Here is a 19328-nt window from a genome sequence, read left to right as displayed (position 1 = left end):
GCCCTCCCTTCATGCCTGTTCTTCTATATCGCTACGGAACCTTAGACTAATTCGGGAAAAGCCAGTGACTTCTAAGTCTTTATCAAGGAACACTTCATAGAGTCCTATCATCTGATCATGCCCGTATTTTTTCATGTATTCTTTTTCCTCGATAATTTCAACCAGTGCTCTCCAGCCTTTTTCTTCGCCTTCTTTATGCTTTTTCACGGAAATAATTTTATAGGGTGGAGCAATATGTTCTATAAAGAAATCATTTACCACCTTCATTATTTTCATTTGCTTCACTTCCTTCAATTGAGGGATTCAATCAGCAAAAGACAGCCAGAGTCAGGAGACTCTGACCTTTTTGCCTATCAGTTAGACTGTTCTTTATATTCCATACTTTCACTACGTGCGGATAATCGGTCTGATAGTCCCTCTTCCTCAACTTCATCCTGCAATAGCCCAACTGCTTCCGCATATCTCAGCCATGTATCCACACTTGCGACCACTACCCGAGCTTCAACTGTAATTAATTCAATCCCAACGACCGATACACTGGCATAGGCATCGATGACAATCCCCTTATCGAGAATTCGATCAATAACCTCTGCCAATCCTGAACTGTCTGTTGACTTTTGAATTGCCATGTTTTATGCTCCTCTCGTGATTTTTTACATTACGCCTTTTAATGGTTTGTTAAATCTGAATGATACTTGATATGCTGAGTACTCTTGATTTTGGTCGAACTTTTAATGTCAGTGGAGCTTTTGATGTACCTTGCTCCTTTGATTTGATTGGTGCCCTTCATTGTACGATCCGATGGCCACCTGTCTTTCAAAATCATTTGCAGACTTTTACCGGATTCTTTGACACCAGCTACTCTATCTCTTACTTTTAGTAGTGTATCTTGCATTTTAGCTTCTGCTTTTTCGGCATTGGCTTGTACTTTTTCTTCGTTTTCCTTTTTCTTCTTTTGAAGGTGATTCTGCACATTCTTCAATTTTGTCTGAATGCCTTCCTTCAGATGATTTCGAAACTGGTCCGCCATCTCTTCTGTAATTTCACTTTTGACTTTGGCTTCTAATTCAGCTGGTCCATCAGCCTGTTTCAAGGCACGTCTTATTCTGCGGACAAATTTCCTAGCCAATCTCCGGACTTTTGGAATCAATAGCGGGGCCGTCGTCACAATGAATATGACACCGCTAACAGTTAGTGTAGCTGTTCTGCGATGAATCTTTATTATTTGAGGTGTTTCCATTTAAAACCTCCCTATCCTAGATGTTTTGACCAGCCTATGAATCGATTCCCTCTATCCATTTTTAAAAAACCGGTAAAAATATACTATTTTATGAAAGATGTCAATGCGCCATTTTTCTTGAGTTGGGAGTCAAAAGTTCATTGATTCCGCAATGGTATAAGATGATTATTCGATGTAATAGGTTATTAAAACCGGTTATAAATCACCAAAACAAAAGAGTAATTAATCGGATGAGAACAGGTGTTTCGAACAAATAAGGTAAAAGAAATCAGACTCGAGTAGAGCACAATCTTGGCATCCTTCTTCATTGTTAATTCGTTCAACTACTAGAAAAATATATTTAATTTCTAAAGTATTATCTTTAGGTTTTATGGTTAAAGGTTCTCTAATAACAAGCTACAATGATAGATGGAAAGGAGGTTATTAATATCTTTGTAAGCGTTTTATATTTTGAAAAAATAATATTTTTGGAGGAATACAAAATATGAGTAGGAATTTTAAAAGAATTATTTCATTATTTCTTATAACAATTTTAGTCTTTCCATCAGGTTGGATCACTCCGGTTACAAAAGCAGCTACAAGCAAAGATATTCCAGTTCTTCTGTATCACCGGGTTGTGGAAACTCCTACCAACGAATGGACAGATACCAGCATTGAAAAATTTGAAAAGACGATGAAGTATCTTCAAAACAATGGCTATAACACTTTATCCGCAGAACAATATGTAAATATCATGGAAGGAACAGAAACGGCTCCAGAAAACCCGATTCTATTAACCTTTGATGATGCTACTCCTGACTTTATCACCAATGTACTTCCTATCTTAGAAAAGTATGATCTGAAAGCTGTTCAATTCGTTATCACCAACTGGATCGGTGGTGATTACAGTATGTCCGAAGAACAGTTGAAAACTTTAGCAGACCATCCAAATGTCAGTCTACAAAATCATTCCAATACACATAATAGTGAAATTTGGGGTGATGATGGCAGTCAGAGAAGTAACATAACAATGGAGCAGGCTGAGGAAGAAATAGCTCAAGCTAATACGTACTTAAGTAATATGACAGGCGAAAATCCAATTCTCATGGCATATCCTTATGGAAGCTACAATGATGTGGCAAAACAGGTAAATGAAGAAAATGGCATCAAGTATGCTTTTAAGGTCGGCTACCCTGATGAAGACGAATATACTATGGGGCGTCATTATGTAGTTATGGATACGACACTAGAGGAAATCGCTGGTTGGATTGGCGGACCTGCCCCTGAAACGGGATCAGGAGATGATTCAGAGACTCGAACTGTTTATCACGAAGCATTTGACAATGGTTCGGGTGTTGTAACGCCAGCTGGTAACGCTCAAGTGAATCCAGTTTCTGATATCGTATTTGAAAACAATGATGATGGACATGCAATTCATGTTAGTGAGAGAAGCAACAATTGGGACGGTGTTGACATCCCATTCAGTGAAGTGGGTATGGAAAATGGCAAAACCTATACCATTACGGTTAGAGGTTATGTAGATGAAAATGTATCGGTTTCGGAAGGTGCCCAAGTATTGCTTCAGAATGTTGACAGTTATAGCGGATTGTATGTAGCTGCTGACTTTATATCGGGGCAAACTTTTACCTTATCTGGACAATATACGGTAGATACAAGTCAAGACAGAGCCTTACGCATCCAATCGAATGAAGCCGGAAATACAATACCGTTCTATATCGGTGATGTTCTTATTACCGAAGAAGTAACTCCAGAGGACGGTGAGGAGGAACAACCAGAAGAGGAGAGACCACCTGCTGAAGATTTCACTCCGATTACTTTTGAAGATCAAACAACTGGTGGCTTCGAAGCTAGAGGTGATACGGAAGTTCTAACTGTTACCGATGAAGCGAATCATACCGATGGAGGTTCCACTGCCCTCAAAGTAGAGAACAGAAATGAAAATTGGCATGGACCATCATTACATGTAGAACAATATGTAGACCAAGGTCAAGAATATAATATTTCTGCATGGGTTAAGCTGATCTCGCCGGAAAGTTCACAGCTTCAGCTATCAACACAGGTTGGTGAAGGTGACAGCGCTAGTTACAATAACCTGCAAGGAAAAACGATTAGTTCTGAAGATGGCTGGGTTCAACTTGAAGGAACTTACCGTTACAGCAGTGTAGGTGGCGAATATTTGACCATTTATGTAGAAAGCTCAAATAACAGTACAGCCTCATTCTATATTGATGATGTAACTTTTGAGCCTACTGGTTCGGGAGAAGTTGAAATCGAGAAAGATCTAACACCGATAAAAGATGTATATGGAGACTATTTTCTAATTGGCAATGCAGTCTCCAGCGGTGAATTTGAAGGTACCAGACTGGAACTTCTTAACATGCATCACAACCTTGTTACCGCAGAGAATGCGTTAAAACCAGGTTATGCATATAATGATCAGAGAGAATTTGATTTTACTGCCGAGGATGCACTTGTCAAACAAGCATCTGAGCAAGGATTACAAATGCATGGTCATGTACTCGTTTGGCACCAACAATCAGATGAATGGCTACACTCTGACGAAAATGGTGATCCTTTAAGTCGGGAACAAGCTCTTAAAAATTTGAGAAACCATGTTAAAACAACAGTTGAACATTTCGGACCAAACGTGATTTCCTGGGATGTAGTCAATGAAGCGATGATTGATAATCCGCCAAATCCGTCTGATTGGAAGGCCTCCTTACGTCAATCTGGTTGGTATAAAGCTATTGGACCAGATTATGTAGAGCAAGCTTTCCTTGCAGCAAAAGAAGTAATTGAAGAAAACGGCTGGGACATCAAGCTTTATTACAATGATTACAATGATGATAACCAAAACAAAGCAGAAGCCATTTACCAGATGGTAAAAGAAATCAATGAGAACTATGCTGCTGAAAACAACGGAGACCTCCTTGTTGACGGTATCGGTATGCAAGCTCACTACAATTTAAACACAAATCCAGAAAACGTAAGAAGCTCGCTAGAAAAATTTATTTCGCTTGGTGTGGAAGTTGGTGTGACAGAGCTGGACATTACAGCTGGTAGTGATGGTGAGCTTACAGATCAACAAGCTATCGCTCAAGGTTATTTATATGCACAATTGTTCCAGATCTACAAAGAACATGCTGAACATATCTCTCGTGTAACATTCTGGGGTCTTAATGATGCGACAAGCTGGAGAGCTGAGCAAAGTCCATTATTATTTGATAAAGACTTACAAGCGAAACCGGCATATTACGCTGTAGTTGATCCTGATACATTTATTGCAGAACACGACATTGAGGAGAAAGAAGCAAATCATTCTACCGCTTCATACGGTACCCCTGAAATCGATGGATCGATCGATGATGTTTGGAGCAATGCACCTGCTTTACCGATTAATCGTTATCAGATGGCGTGGCAGGGTGCAAATGGTACAGCTAAGATTCTGTGGGATGATAACAACCTCTATGTGATGTTTCAAGTAAGTGACTCCAATCTGGATAAAACAAACGAAAATGCATGGGAACAAGATTCCATCGAAGTCTTTGTCGATGAGAATAATGGAAAAACAGCATCCTACGAAGACGACGATGGACAATACAGAGTAAATTTTGATAATGAAACTTCCTTTAACCCAGAAAGTATTGCTGAAGGATTCGAATCAGCAACTCATGTTTCAGATAATGGTTACACTGTTGAAGTGAAAATACCTTTTAAAACTATTACTCCAACGGCTGACACAAAAATTGGTTTTGACGTGCAAATTAATGATGCGCAAGACGGTGCTCGCCAAAGTGCTGCTACATGGAACGATACGACTGGTGCTGGCTATCAGGATACATCTGTATTCGGTGTTTTAACACTGGAAGCATCAAGTGATCCAGAACCTGAACCAGAGTCAGATCAACCAGAGAAGCCAGGTTCAGATAAACCTAAACCTGAACAACCAAAACAAATCGTAACCAAACCAGTAGTAGAAGATAAAAAAGCAACAGTTAAAGATACCATTATCAATAAGGTGGAAAAAGAAGATGAACTTGTTATTAATCTAAGAAATTACGACTCTTCTATCACTGTTGCATTTACTAGTGATCAAGTGAAACAGTTAAAGCAGCAAAATGCTAACATTACCATTAACATGAAAGATGTAAGCATCCAGTTGCCAGCATCTGTATTGACAAATGGAGATCAAGCTGTCGATTTTGAAATTCTAAAAATGAAAGATATTGATGGAGCTTTAAGTCCTGTCTATGACTTTACAATTATGCAAGGTGGCAAAGAAATCAGTCAGTTTGATTCGGAAGTTACCCTTTCATTTAAAGTCAATAAAAACAAAGTAAAAAAACCTGATCATGTAAAAGTATTCTATTGGAATTCAGAAACTGAGGAGTGGGAACTAGTCGGTGGAGATTACAAAAACGGTGTTGTTACAGCACAAACAAGCCACTTTAGTACATTTACCGTATTTGAAACGGAAAATGCTGAGGAAGACCCTGTCAATCAAGATGAATCTGATATAGATGAGAAGAATAAATTGCCTGATACCGCTACAAGTACATTTAATTATTTCTTGGCCGGATTCATTATACTCCTTGTTGGTGCTGTCTTCTTACTAGTTAATAAAAGAAGAAAAGCGTAATGGAATCAAGTAAAGAAGAGACTGATGAAATGCGTCAGCCTCTTCTTTTTTATCAAACTTCATTTCGATTTACATTTGGAATTTATTATTAATTAGGTGCCTCACTATCAACTTTTCGGGGTTCTCTATCAACTTTGACCTCTCCTCTATCAACTCTTCGGCATTCTCTATCAACTTTGACTTCTGCTCTATCAACTTTCCGCGGTTCTCTATCAACTTCGACCTCCGCTCTATCAACTTTCCGCGGTTCTCTATCAACTTCGACCTCTGCTCTATCAACTTCATGAAAGTTGATATTACTTGCTAATTTTGATAACATTTATGAAAGCGAATTCACAACATTTTATTCGAAGGGAGATTTTAATGTCAATGAATAAGAAATTAAAACTATCCTTAGCATTATCACTTAGTGTACTACTGCTTGGGTCACCAGTTAGTTATGCAAAAGAAAACAACTTAGCAGTTCCCAAGAATAACACTGCCCAGGAAATTAACATCGACGTGGATAATAAGTTTCAAGAAATTGATGGATTTGGGGCTTCTGGTGCTTGGTCCATGGATCCAATTGGCAGTGAATGGTCTGAAGAAAATAAAAAACGTGTGGCTGATTTACTATTTTCACAGGATAAAGGAATTGGTTTATCGATGTGGCGTTTTAATATCGGCGCAGGTAGTGAAATGACAGATAAAGAAATCATTACAGACCGTTTTAGAAGAACAGAAAGTTTTAAAACAGGACAAAATGAGAATTATGATTGGTCTAAACAGGCTGGTCAGCAATGGTTTCTTCAAGCAGCTAAAGAACGCGGTGTTGAGGAATTTATTGCATTTGTAAATAGTCCACCGGTTTGGATGACAAAGAATGGACATGGACAGCCTGACCCTTCTGTAGGTAGTACAAATCTAAAAGAGGAACATATTGATGATTTTGCGGTATTTTTAGCTGATGTATTGGAGCACTTCAAACAAGAAAGGTTGCCTTTTAACTATATTAGTCCAATTAATGAGCCTACTTGGGATTGGAATTATGCCGGGCAAGAAGGAAATCGTTACAATATTGAGGATATGAAGGAGGTTATCACAGCATTACATCATGAGCTGAAAAGCCGAGGTCTTGAAACTGAGATTGATGCTCCAGAAGCAGTAGAATATACATCCCTCCTTGATGATGATATATATGCAGAATTTACAGGAAGTGATAGCAGGTATAGCAGTGGAAACGCTAGTGGAGCTTATCCTGGTAAATATCGAGAATATATTAAAGAATTTTTAGGAGATAGTGATATTAAAGAAATGATCGGTAATAAGATTAGTGCGCACGCCTATTGGTCTGATCATTATGCTGGTGAGGACCGTTTAATTCCATTAAGAGAGTCTGTACGGGAAAATATAGATCGATATGATGAGGACGCAAAAATATGGATGTCCGAATACTGTATTTTGGGAGATCATGGGCATGGAAGAGACCTATCCATGGATACTGCCCTAGATGTTGCCAGACTTATTCATTATGACATGGTTGAAACACAAGCTTCCGCATGGCAATGGTGGTTAGCACTCTCACCATATGATTACAAGGACGGCTTAATTTATACGAATTACTCTGAGCAGGGTGATGAAGAAACAATCATCGAATCTAAGTTATTATGGGCGTTAGGTAACTACAGCCGCTTCGTTAGACCAGGAGCTTATCGAGTTGACCTTCAGGGTGCAAACGATAAGGATGGCCTAATGGGATCTGCTTATTATCAAGAAGAAGATGACCAACTCTCTATTGTACTTGTCAATCATAGCGATGAAACAAAACCAGTCAATATCAATGTAGATGATCTACCTGGCAACAAGAAATCCATACAATTTAAACCATATGTAACTTCTGAAAACAGTGACCTGGAACAAAAAAACTTATTCCCAGCACATAAAACGTTTAATGTTCCGGCAAAATCAGTAGTTACATTAGTCGCTCAATAATGAAGAAAAGCCGGTTGACAATAAGAAAACCGGCTTTTTCTAATACTATACTGTTTTCATTAACTACTTTTTGATTCTGCACTATGGACCGGTCCATTGACGTTTAGACCAAGTGCTTCCTCTGTCGCAGTATGAATCTCACGGAACATTTCAGGATTTTCTGCCAGCGACACACCATAAGATGGAACCATTTCTTTTATCTTAGGTTCCCATTCTTTTATATGTTGAGGGAAACATCTTTCCAATAATTCCAGCATAACTTGTACCGCAGTAGAAGCACCCGGAGATGCACCGAGCAATGCGGCAATCGAGCCATCGGCAGCACTAACAACTTCTGTACCAAACTGAAGCGTTCCTTTGCCGGCTTCTGTATCTTTGATAACTTGTACACGTTGACCAGCTACGACTATATCCCAATCTTCACTTTTTGCATTAGGAATAAATTCACGTAATTCTTCCATGCGCTGTTCTTTCGATGACATAACCTGTTGGATCAGATATTTCGTCAATGCCATCTCTTTTGCCCCTGCCGCTAACATGGTTAAGACATTACTTGGTTTTACTGAACCAAGTAAATCAAAATTAGACCCTGTCTTTAAGAACTTTGGTGAGAAACCAGCATACGGTCCGAATAATAATGATTTTTTGTTATCGATAAATCTAGTATCGAGATGCGGGACAGACATTGGTGGAGCACCAACTTTAGCTTTACCATATACTTTTCCATGATGCTTCTCTACGACCTCAGGATTGTTACATACCATAAATAGCCCACTTACCGGGAATCCTCCAATATTTTTGGACTCAGGAATACCGGTTTTCTGTAATAAAGGCAGACTTCCGCCCCCACCACCGATAAAGATGAACTTTGCCGTATGATATTCTATTTTACCGTTATCAATATCATGCACTTTTACTTCCCATGAACCGTCACTGGTTCGCTTTATATCCTCGACACTATGCTTATAATTTAATTCAACATCTGTCTCCTCTAAGTGTTCGAATAATTTGCGTGTTAAAGCACCAAAATTCACATCTGTTCCAGAATCAATTTTCGTTGCCGCTATCTGTTCATCTGGTGTACGTTCCTCCATTATAAGCGGAATCCATTCCTTCAGTTTTTCCGGATCATCGGAATATTCCATATCTTGAAACAAAGGAATATTTGATAACGCTTCAAAACGTTTTTTCAAAAAGGCTACATTGCTTTCCCCCTGGACTAAGCTCATATGAGGGATTGGCATAATAAAGTCTTGTGGATTCTCAAGCAGGTTGCTTCTTACAAGATAAGACCAAAACTGTCTTGATACCTGAAACTGTTCATTTACTTTTACAGCTTTGGTAGTATCGATTGATCCATCAGCTTTTTCCGATGTATAGTTAAGCTCGCACAATGCGGCATGACCTGTCCCCGCGTTATTCCATTCGTTTGAGCTTTCTTCCCCTGCTTTATCAAGCTTCTCAAACACTGTAATGTCCCATTCTGGTGCTAACTCTTTCAGCATTGCCCCCAAAGTCGCGCTCATTACTCCGGCACCAATTAAGATAACATCTGATTTTTTCTGTATGTCACTCATGAAAACCTTCCTTTCTGATCCCTTCTCTGTAAAGAAAACACTTGGCTTTTCAGCAAGTTCTGGCGAAAGCTTTAGTTTTACTTATACTCCGCACTTTAAAATTTTACTAACGTGCAAAAAAAAGAGTAGGCTCTCCTGCTTTAAATTGCGTCACTCAGGAAAAAACCTTTCCTTCCCAATTATACCCATTTATAGTCTATTATAATTATTTAAATATCTACTATCATCTAATAATTATAAACTATTTAGAGTTGGAAAAAAAGTAAGAATAATGTCGTAAGCGTCATAGAAGTAGATATGGTTTATTTTGTTGAAACTACATATACTCTAAAGAGGCGATCCAATTGATTCGATCAACCCATGAGTATTCATGGGGAATCAATTATTTAACTTTTCTTCTTTTAACCTTTAAAATGGAAAATATAGAAAAGTTGGAAAGGGTGAAGTAAATGAAAGTATTAGTTGTAGGGGCAAATGGCCAAATAGGAAAACATCTTGTCAAATTCATTCAAGATGACGATAATCTAGAAGCAAAAGCAATGATCCGAAAAGAAGAGCAAGCTGCTTACTTTCAAGATTTAGGTGCTGAAGTTGCGATTGTAGATCTTGAAGATGAAATTGATGCAATCGCTAAGGCTGCAGAAGGAGTAGATGCTGTTGTATTCACAGCAGGATCTGGGCCACACACTGGTAAAGATAAAACCCTTATGATCGATCTGGATGGCGCTGTTAAAACGATTGAAGCAGCAAAACAAGCCAATGTGGAACGATATGTTATGATCAGTTCATTCGATACAAGTCGTGAAGCAATCCAATCTGCTCCAGAAGGTTTTGCGCCATATGTGGTTGCGAAGCATTATGCAGATGAATGGCTGACATCAACTGATTTAGATTATACAATCATTCACCCTGGTGGACTAACAAATGATCCGGGCAAAAACAAAGTGGAACTAGCTGAAAAAGTAGAAAGAGGTCAAGTTCCTCGAGAAGACATTGCAAGAGTGATTGTAGCTAGCTTGAACAATGATTCTACGATTGGAAAGAGATTTCAAGTTGTAACAGGGAATACGCCTGTTGAAGAAGCGGTTCAATCGATTTAAAACTTTGTGTTTCTTTAAAGGCAGATCCATTTCACCTGATTGGCGAAATGGATCAGTTTTATTTTACCCAGTTTATTCATAAAGTTTCTATTATGATTACAATTGACCAAAGCTCTCCATAAGCAAGTATATTCCTGTAAACAACAAGATGATATATGTAAATATACGAAAAACATTTTGGTTAATCCATTTAAAAAGTATTTGTCCCAAGTAAAGGCCTATTAATACTAGTGGTAAAGCAATTCCGCTAGAAAGCCAGACTGTTTTACTTGTTCCTGCAAAAATGACTTGGATTATTAAACTTACTAAATAGATAAATAAATAAAAAGACAGAGTTGTACCCCTTAGCTTTTCTTTTTGAGTATCTGTTCCAGAAAAGTATAACAATAATGGCGGTCCGGGCATGCCAATACTTGTTGTTAGAGAACCTGATAATCCACCCACAATCAAATCTCGTCTTTTATTTTGTTTGATTCTAAACCTTAGTATAAGCATTATCGTTAATATTAAGATAATAATGCTAATCCCTAATTTAAGTTTGATTATATCTATTAGTAAAAATGTAAAAATTCCTACCGGCAGACCTATAACACTCCCAAGCAACAATCTCCGTAAAATCTTGAAATCAATATCCTTTAAAATCTTGGTTATTAGGGCACCAGAAATAACTAGTGATAACAACAGATTTATTTGTATTGCTTCGCGAGGTTCAAATACCAAAAGAAGAAAAGGAGTAGCCAAAATTGAGAAACCAAACCCTGTGCTGGTTTGAAGAATGGAGGCTACTATAATAATTAAAAAGAATAGGATCGTGTCTATATAGAACCTGCTTTCTGTACTCAGTGCTATAATCCTTAATTACAACTATTAGTATATTGTATCACATTAGATAATGACCAATAGATGGCTTTAACGCGGACATTTATTCCGTTATATCTGGTGAAAACAGTGATATCGGGATGTTCGTGGACATCTGTTCCGTTATTCAGCAAAATAGAGGTTGTTTTCTTAGGAATTTAAGGAAATAACGAACTAGATGTCCACTTACGCCCCAAAAATAGCTATTTAAATACAAATAACGAATCAGATGTCCGCTTGACTTAGAAACATTGTATCCCCAGCGGTGTAACAAACTAGGCACGGGGCTAGATGTGTTTATCTCCAACAAATGTAAAACACCAATATTTCAAGTCCTTTCCTTCTAAGAAAATCATGTTTACTTTTGCAGTTTTTTACTTTTCTCTAAATCCTCCTAGATTCATAATAAAATCTGTCACAAATAATCTACATTCCTCGTCTTGAGTTATGAAATAACAAAAGGAGGCTATCATATGGCTAAAAAATGGGATGTAGTAATTATTGGTGCGGGGTTAGCAGGTTATGTTGCAGCTAATTATCTAGCTAAAAGCGATTTGTCGATATTAATATTAGAAAGAGGTAAGCATGTTGGCGGAAGGGCGAAAACAGATAAGATAAAACACCAATATTTCAATCTTGGACCCCACGCTATTTATAAAAAAGGAAAAGCGAAACCTATTCTCGAAGAATTACGTATTAATCTTAATGGTAAATCACCGAAATTAACTGGCTTTATAATCGAAAATAATACGGAATATGTTGCACCTTTGACTCCTTCAGGGCTATTTTCAACAAAATTTCTTAATTGGAAAGAACGTTTGGAATGGATGAGCGCTTTGATAAAAGTGAATAGAGTGGATACCGAAAATTTAGCAGACCTCACATTCCAACAATGGGTTAAGCAAATCACATCATCGCAAAAAGTAGCGTCATTACTTTATTTATTAGCGAGACTTACGACATATTGTCATGCACCTGAAAAGGTGAGCGCAAAATTAATAGTATCACATTTGAAAGTTGGCATGAGCGGCGTACTATATCTAGATGGCGGTTGGCAGACGATGATTGATCAACTCCACAATCAAGCGGTCATATCTGGTATTCAGGTTCAATCAAACTCTGTGGTAAAACATATCGCCCCATCAGTCGATCATCATACATTAATATTGTCTAATAACGAGGAAATACTCGCAAACAAGGTGATTTGTACAACTCATCCTCAAGAACTTAATGACATGCTAGGTGATCATCTTCAGAATCGTTTTTTTACCGAAATAACACCTGTAAAGGGAGCAACTTTAGATGTCGCTTTAACACAGCTTCCTAATCCAAAGCTATCATTCGCTATGGGAATCACTAACCCTTTCTATTATTCTGTACATTCAAATGTTGCCCAGCTCTCTGATGACGGAAAAAGTACTATTCTTCATGTGTTTAAATATCACTCTCCTAATGTGCATATAGATGGGAATGAGGTAAAAAACGAGCTTGAACAATTCTTAGAACAACTACAGACAGGGTGGCAACAATATGTGATAACAAAACGTATTCTCCCTAACATTACAGTAAACCAACGCTTACCTCGAATAGGTGATGAACAAAACCTGAAGCGTTCCGAAACAGATATCCCTGGATTTTATATAGCAGGTGATTGGGCTTCTGCTAACTCCATTTTGTCAGAAGGAGCAATCAGCAGTGGAAAACAAGCAGCTGATGAAATAATAAAAAAAGAAAATGGGATGATATAATGCAAATTAGTAATGAAGAGTATCAACAATTTAAACCATTATTATTTTCATTAGGATATAGGTTATTAGGTTCCGTATCAGAAACAGAAGATATTGTACAAGAAACTTTTTTAAGAGCGTTCGAAATAACGGAACAGGAAATAGAAAATAAGAAAGCATATCTCTGCAAAATGATGACGAACCGCTGTTTTGATGTGCTAAAGTCTGCTCGATACAAGCGAGAACAATACGTCGGGCCATGGAATCCTGAACCTCTATTGCTAGAGAAATCACTTGACTTTGATCCAACTGAGGTAGTGCTACAAAAAGAAGGATTAAGTATTGCTTATTTACGAATGATGGAGCATTTGACACCAGATGAAAGAGCTGTCCTCCTTTTAAAAGAAATATTTGGCTTCTCATACGTAGAAATTGCGAACATTATTGAAAAGAAGGAAGAAAACTGCAGAAAAATTTTCAGTCGAGCAAAGCAAAAAATCTCATTCATAGAAGGTGAAAGCCTAAACTATGAGAAAAACAAATCAGTTATTACTCACTTTATCCAGGCATTTCAAACACAAAATATGGATGCCTTATTAGAACTCATTTCTGAAAATGTTACACTATATTCTGATGGCGGAGGCAAAGTCCATGCTGCTGTTCGTCCCGTAGTATCACTATCCAGCGTATTGGCATTATTATACGGCATAACAAAAAAGGCTCCAGAAGACTTTTATCTTGATATTAAAAATGTCAATGGTCAGCCGGCAATTGTGATTTATATGAATAGAGCACTTCAGAGCATCATGAGTTTTTATATTAGTAACAACAAAGTTCATGAAATATATCTAACCGTGAATCCTGATAAATTGCCCTAAAAATATTTTTTTGCATAGCTCGTTTCCTTTATTGCATATATATAGAATATCAATTTCTAAGGAGGCTTTTTATGCCAAGGAATATTTCATCCGATCAACTTATCAGATATGTTGTTGGCTACGTATTTATAGCTTCTGCTCTAATGAAATTAGTAGTTGCTGATTTTACAGTTGCCTTTTCTAATTTTGGTATACCTTATCCTGAAATCGCAGTACTAATCGTAGGGGTTACAGAATTAATATGTGGTGTATTAATTATTTTTAATTACTATGTTAAGAAGGCGGCTATACCATTATTAGTCATTATAGTTGCTGCGATTCTTTTTACGAAATTGCCTGTATTACAAACGGGATTACTCGAATTTGCGTTTGAAGCAAGATTAGATTTTGTCATGCTTGTTCTTCTTTTTATTCTTTGGAAAAAATAACGTAAAACATAGAAGGTTTTGCTCTTTTGTTCAAATCAATCCGCTGTTATAAATTTATTTATAATAGCGGATTATACTTTTCTTTGTTTTACACTATATCTGAGAATATATTTTGAAGGGGAATGTGTCGCCATTTTTGTTCAAATAGTAACTTCGATATTGATTTTTTAACCGTAGCCTCATATATAAATTCTAAATCTTTTTCACTTCTTAATAATTCCTCAATCATTTATTTTCCAGTTCAAGATTTCAAAAAGAAAAGGAGCCACCTCTGTTCTCTCCTATAATCAAATTACTAAATCAAAAGGAATAAAAGACAATCAACGGTATATTTTACCCATAAATTAAGTTTTTCTTTAACTTATACAATTTTTATGGTAATATGATACTATTATTTTTTTACTATTATTTTTTTATAAGGAGAGACAAAAATGAAAGCTATTGAATTTTCAACTAGTTTGCTTTTCTTTTGGGTAAAAGGAAAAGTAGAGGTAGATAATAGGTTTGTAAAAACAAACTTATCAAACACATTGTTAGGATTTATTCCTGCAGGTAAAGATCAACAAAGTATCCCGCTAAAAAATATTTCCGGAGCGATGTTGTCTACCAAATATTTTTTGAAACCAATTATTATTGGAATTATTTTATTTTTCTTGGGTTTAGGATCTTTTGGCGATAGCTTTATCCTCGGTCTGATATTATTAATTTTAGGTGTAGGAATTGCTGGGAGTGGAATTCAAACAATTTTAAACATTGAAAAAGCAGGAACACCTTATTTGATAAGTGTCCCGTTTTTCGAAAAACAAAAAATGCAATTATTAAACGATACTATACAAGAAGCTTTAGCAGAGGATACAGATAAAACAGATTTAAACCAATTTTTTGAAAAAAAATCTCAGTAAAGTTAATATGTTTCTCTGTCAAAAAAATTCAAAACGCAGAAAAGGCTTGTTTAAATGCTTTCTGCGTTTATTTTTTACTACTATTAGTATGAAGAGCCTTGTTCAAAAACATTTTTAACGTTCATTATACTGTTTTGTTTAGTAGAGGCTCTACCATACTCGATAGACCTAAATCACACCTAGTTAATAGTCAGTTTATAGCAATCACGATCTTACCTGCAGCATGATGGGTTTCACTTAATGCATGTGCATCATAAATCCCTTTTTCCGATAAAGGAAATGTACTACCAACAATGCTCTTCATTTTTTTCTCTTCTAGCAATTTAGCTAAAATACTAAGTTGCTTACCATCTGGTTGAAGCCAAATACCTTTTGCTACAATATTTTTTTCTTTCGCTTTTTCCTGATTTGGTTCGCCTACAATGGATATTAATCGGCCGGTATTTTCTTTAAGGACAACAAAACTGTCATTTTGTGTGTCACCACCAATGGTGTCAAATACTAGGTCAATATCTTGTAATACATCTTTAAAATTAGTTGTGTGATAGTCAATCACTTCATCTGCGCCCAATGATTGAAGTAGTTCATGGTTTTTTTCGCTTGCTGTTGTGTACACATAGGCTCCTGCTTCTTTGGCTAATTGAATCGCATATGTACCAACTCCACCAGCCCCTGCATGAATTAATACTTTTTGTCCTTCTTCCAACTGGCCATGATCAAACAAACCTTGATAAGCGGTTAAACCGGCCAATGGCACTGCTGCAGCTTCCTCAAATGAAATATTGTTTGGCTTTCCTGCTAATAAATGATCGTCCACAATGGTATACTCCGCATAGGTTCCAAAGCGTGTTGTTTCTGGACGGGCAAATACTTCATCTCCCGCTTTCCAATCTGTTACTTCTGACCCTACAGCCTCAATAACTCCAGAAACATCCCAACCAAGAATAATCGGGAATTCCCAATCAAACATTTGCTTCAGGTATCCTTCACGAAGTTTCCAATCAATCGGATTTATCGAAGTTGCTTTCTCGCGAACTAACACTTGGTGTTCCCCAATTTCTGGTAACGTTACTTTCCCTTCTTCTAATACGTCTTTATTACCATATTTATTAATAATCACAGCTTTTGTTTCCATATCGATTCACTCCTTTTTCATTAATCACCTTTTATATTGTCCTACCTATAATATAACTTTGCACAACATTCTGATTCCCTTGTTGTTGAGTGATCATAACAACTGAAATTCAAAATGCCCAGAAAACCGCTCCTGATAGTTTTTCCGTTCGTGATGCTGTTTACCAAAACAGTTTAAGCAATATTTTTTTTATAATTGCTCAACAGTAAATAATTTGATAGGAATATATGCACCATATATAATGAGTTAGCACCTTCAGATAGTGACTATATTTAAAATACAGGAGTGAATGATGTAATGGAACTTGAAGCAAACCCCCAATTACTATGGTTTATTGGGATTTATGCTGTAGTAATGATCGGACTAGGAATTTATATGTCCAAGAATGTCTCAAACAGTACAGACTTTATCCTAGCAGGAAAGAGCTTAGGACCTTTCGTATTGATGGGTACCTTGCTGGCTACCTGGACAGGAAGTGGAAGTATATCAGGTGGAGAAACGTCTGTTGCTTATAGTTTTGGTATTCTCCCTTCCCTGATGTTAATGATACCAACTTTAATCGGTATTTTTACCCTTTATATAGCGGCACCTAAAATCAGAGCATTTGGAAAATATACGATTTCCGGTATTCTTGAAGAAAAATATGGTCCCTCTGCTCGCAATCTTGCCAGTATCATTGTTCTATTAGCTTATGTAGGGATCGTTTCTTATCAAATGAAGGGATTCGGATTTATTCTTAATCTTACAACAGGAATGAGTGTAGAGACCGGTACGATTATAGCAGCTGTTTTAATCATATTTCTTGCGATGATTGGAGGTCTTAAGTCTGTATCTCAAACAGATGCAATCAGCGGGTTTTTAATGGTTGGTGGCTTAGTGATTACCGTACCAACGATTTTCGCTGTTGCCGGTGGTTGGGATTCAATCATTGAAAATGTTCCCGATTCTCATCTGACGGCAACGGGAGGACTAACAAACATTCAGCTGATTGGCTATTTACTACCGTCCTTATTCCTTTTACTTGGTGACCAAAACATGTATCAACGTTTAGCGTCATCAAAAGGAGATGCTTCATCTAGAAAGGCTCAACTAGGTTGGCTCCTTATTATGCTGATTATTTCACCAGCCATTTCACTAATTGCCTTTGCATCTCGTTCTTTATTCCCCGATATTGATCCAGGGATGGCTTTAATGGCTACGACGCTCGCAATGCCTATAGCAATAGGAGGGATTTTACTAGCTGCAGCTGCTGCTTTTATCATTACAACCGGTAACTCTTATTTGCTTTCTGCAGCAACCAATATGACGTATGATATTTATGGAAAATATATTAATAAAGATGCGTCAGACCAAAAACAATTAAGGATGACAAAAGTTTTTATCGTAATCCTTGGTGTATTTGCTTATTTATTGATTAGCTTTTTCCCAACGGTGTTAGAAGTCCAAATGTATGCTTATACCGTTTATGGTGCAGGTATAACACCAGCGATTTTAGCTGTATTCTTCTGGAAACGCGTGAATGCAATCGGTGGTATTTCTTCCATGGTTGTAGGTGTTGTAACAACATTAGTATGGGAAATTATCTTTGGTAAACCATTTGACTTAAACAGTGTCGTTATTTCGGTTCCTGCTGCGGTTATTGTATTAATAGTTGTTTCATTAGCTACGCAAAAGAAAACGGCGAATAATTCCTGATAGGAGTGTCCAAAATGCAAGAACGATTAACAAAAGTAACGGAATGGATGAACGAGAAGAACATAGAAGTATCTTTCTTGAACTCAACCGAAAATGTCTTTTATTTATCAAATTTTTATACAGACCCCCACGAACGTTTGATGGGAATTCTCGTATTCAAGCAAGCACAACCAGTGTTTATCCTACCTGAAATGGAAGCAGGTCAATTAAAAGATGCAGGTTGGGAATACGACATTATTGGATATTCCGATCACGAAGATCCATGGAAACTTATTAAAACTACATTAGAAAATAAGAAACTAGAAAAAGTAGAAGCAGTTGCTATTGAAAAAGAAGTTCTCACTTATAAACGGAGTGAGGAGTTTCTATCTTTCTTTCCAGAGGCAACAGTAATATCTATGGAAGAAAAATTAAATGACATGCGTGTTGTGAAGGATGAGGTGGAAATCTCCATCATTCGTCGCGCTGCATATATGGCTGATTATGGAGTTCAAGTAGGTATTGATGCTCTTGAAGAAGGCATTAGCGAAATGGAAGTATTAGCAAAAATCGAATATGAATTGAAAAGAAAGGGAATACGAGAAATGTCCTTTTCGACTATGGTTTTATTTGGTGAAAAAACTGGTGACCCACATGGAAATCCAGGCAATCGCAAGTTAAAAGCCGGTGACATGGTTCTATTTGATTTAGGCGTTGTAATGGATGGCTATTGCTCTGATATCACACGAACCGTAGCATTTAAATCAGTCACAGACAAACAAAAAGAAATTTACCAAACCGTATTAAAAGCACAACAAGCTTCCTTAGAAGAAAGCAAACCAGGTAATCGCATCGGAGATTTAGACAAGGTTGCTCGAAATATTATCACTGATGCAGGATACGGAGACTACTTCCCACATCGAATCGGACATGGCATGGGAATCAACGTACATGAATTTCCTTCTATAAGTCATCTAAATGATGGCATTCTAACAAAAGGAATGGTCTATACGATTGAACCAGGGATATACATTCCCCGTATCGGTGGAGTAAGAATAGAAGATGATGTACTAGTTACAGCGGATGGTTATGAAACATTGACCAAATTCCCTAAAGAACTACAAATAAAAGAATAATTTAATCAGGTAATTGGTAAAAATACCCATATAAGTAACCTCATCTTGACACTTGTCGGTTGT

At 37.1% G+C, this 19328-nt stretch carries 15 protein-coding genes; 9 read left to right on the top strand and 6 right to left on the bottom strand.

Annotated features, from left to right (window positions below; translation table 11 throughout):
* Positions 1-9: 9 nt before the first annotated feature.
* From gvpO to gvpQ, 3 genes are all read right to left on the bottom strand, one after another.
* Positions 10-276: a gas vesicle protein GvpO gene (gene gvpO, locus ACTWP4_RS04445; RefSeq protein ID WP_443127556.1), complete on the bottom strand. Its 267-nt coding sequence runs from the start codon at positions 274-276 to the stop codon at positions 10-12.
* A gap of 77 nt (positions 277-353) precedes the next feature.
* Positions 354-629, bottom strand: coding sequence for a gas vesicle structural protein GvpA (gene gvpA, locus ACTWP4_RS04440; protein WP_443127555.1), 276 nt, complete (start codon positions 627-629; stop codon positions 354-356).
* A gap of 38 nt (positions 630-667) precedes the next feature.
* On the bottom strand, positions 668-1240 hold the full coding sequence (gene gvpQ, locus ACTWP4_RS04435; RefSeq protein WP_443127554.1) for a gas vesicle protein GvpQ: 573 nt from the start codon (positions 1238-1240) through the stop codon (positions 668-670).
* A gap of 484 nt (positions 1241-1724) precedes the next feature.
* Between gvpQ and ACTWP4_RS04430 the strand changes: the two genes are divergently transcribed.
* Together ACTWP4_RS04430 and ACTWP4_RS04425 are read left to right on the top strand one after the other, a co-directional pair.
* Entirely contained in the window at positions 1725-5879 is a 4155-nt protein-coding gene (locus tag ACTWP4_RS04430) for an endo-1,4-beta-xylanase (protein ID WP_443127553.1), read from the top strand.
* Positions 5880-6248: 369 nt separating this feature from the next.
* Positions 6249-7850, top strand: a complete 1602-nt coding sequence (locus ACTWP4_RS04425) for a glycoside hydrolase (protein WP_443127552.1) — start codon at positions 6249-6251, stop codon at positions 7848-7850.
* 59 nt (positions 7851-7909) lie between these two features.
* On the opposite strand, the gene ACTWP4_RS04420 is transcribed toward ACTWP4_RS04425, so the two are convergent.
* Positions 7910-9427: a malate:quinone oxidoreductase gene (locus ACTWP4_RS04420; protein WP_443127551.1), complete on the bottom strand. Its 1518-nt coding sequence runs from the start codon at positions 9425-9427 to the stop codon at positions 7910-7912.
* Between the two features lie 449 nt (positions 9428-9876).
* On the opposite strand from ACTWP4_RS04420, the gene ACTWP4_RS04415 reads away from it, so the two are divergent.
* Entirely contained in the window at positions 9877-10527 is a 651-nt protein-coding gene (locus ACTWP4_RS04415) for an SDR family oxidoreductase (protein ID WP_443127550.1), read from the top strand.
* A 96-nt stretch (positions 10528-10623) separates the two neighbouring features.
* On the opposite strand, the gene ACTWP4_RS04410 is transcribed toward ACTWP4_RS04415, so the two are convergent.
* Positions 10624-11346: a sulfite exporter TauE/SafE family protein gene (locus ACTWP4_RS04410; protein ID WP_443127926.1), complete on the bottom strand. Its 723-nt coding sequence runs from the start codon at positions 11344-11346 to the stop codon at positions 10624-10626.
* Between the two features lie 512 nt (positions 11347-11858).
* Here ACTWP4_RS04410 and ACTWP4_RS04405 point away from each other — a divergent pair.
* The 4 genes from ACTWP4_RS04405 (at position 11859) to ACTWP4_RS04390 (ending at position 15320) form a co-directional block, all read left to right on the top strand.
* Positions 11859-13133 carry a phytoene desaturase family protein gene (locus tag ACTWP4_RS04405; protein ID WP_443127549.1) on the top strand — a complete coding sequence of 425 codons (1275 nt, stop codon included), beginning with the start codon at positions 11859-11861 and terminating at the stop codon, positions 13131-13133.
* Positions 13133-13990 (top strand): RNA polymerase sigma-70 factor, encoded by an 858-nt coding sequence (locus ACTWP4_RS04400; RefSeq protein WP_443127548.1) that lies wholly within the window; start codon positions 13133-13135, stop codon positions 13988-13990. Before ACTWP4_RS04405 ends, ACTWP4_RS04400 begins: the two co-directional genes overlap by 1 nt.
* Positions 13991-14061: 71 nt before the next feature.
* Positions 14062-14418, top strand: a complete 357-nt coding sequence (locus ACTWP4_RS04395) for a DoxX family protein (RefSeq protein WP_443127547.1) — start codon at positions 14062-14064, stop codon at positions 14416-14418.
* 431 nt (positions 14419-14849) lie between these two features.
* Positions 14850-15320, top strand: coding sequence for a hypothetical protein (locus ACTWP4_RS04390; protein WP_443127546.1), 471 nt, complete (start codon positions 14850-14852; stop codon positions 15318-15320).
* Between the two features lie 190 nt (positions 15321-15510).
* Here ACTWP4_RS04390 and ACTWP4_RS04385 read toward each other — a convergent pair whose 3' ends face one another.
* A complete protein-coding gene (locus ACTWP4_RS04385; protein WP_443127545.1) occupies positions 15511-16455 on the bottom strand; it encodes an NADP-dependent oxidoreductase in 945 nt (314 codons plus the stop codon).
* 297 nt (positions 16456-16752) lie between these two features.
* Here ACTWP4_RS04385 and ACTWP4_RS04380 point away from each other — a divergent pair, with 297 nt between their 5' ends.
* Together ACTWP4_RS04380 and ACTWP4_RS04375 are read left to right on the top strand one after the other, a co-directional pair.
* On the top strand, positions 16753-18150 hold the full coding sequence (locus ACTWP4_RS04380) for a sodium:solute symporter family protein (RefSeq protein ID WP_443127544.1): 1398 nt from the start codon (positions 16753-16755) through the stop codon (positions 18148-18150).
* Between the two features lie 14 nt (positions 18151-18164).
* Entirely contained in the window at positions 18165-19265 is a 1101-nt protein-coding gene (locus ACTWP4_RS04375; RefSeq protein WP_443127543.1) for a M24 family metallopeptidase, read from the top strand.
* The last annotated feature ends 63 nt before the right edge of the window (positions 19266-19328 follow it).

Origin of the sequence: Gracilibacillus sp. D59 (assembly GCF_052246695.1) — a bacterium.
Lineage (GTDB): Bacteria > Bacillota > Bacilli > Bacillales > Amphibacillaceae > Gracilibacillus.
Note: the sequence above shows the minus strand (reverse complement) of the source record. Positions and strands in the feature narration are given on the sequence as shown.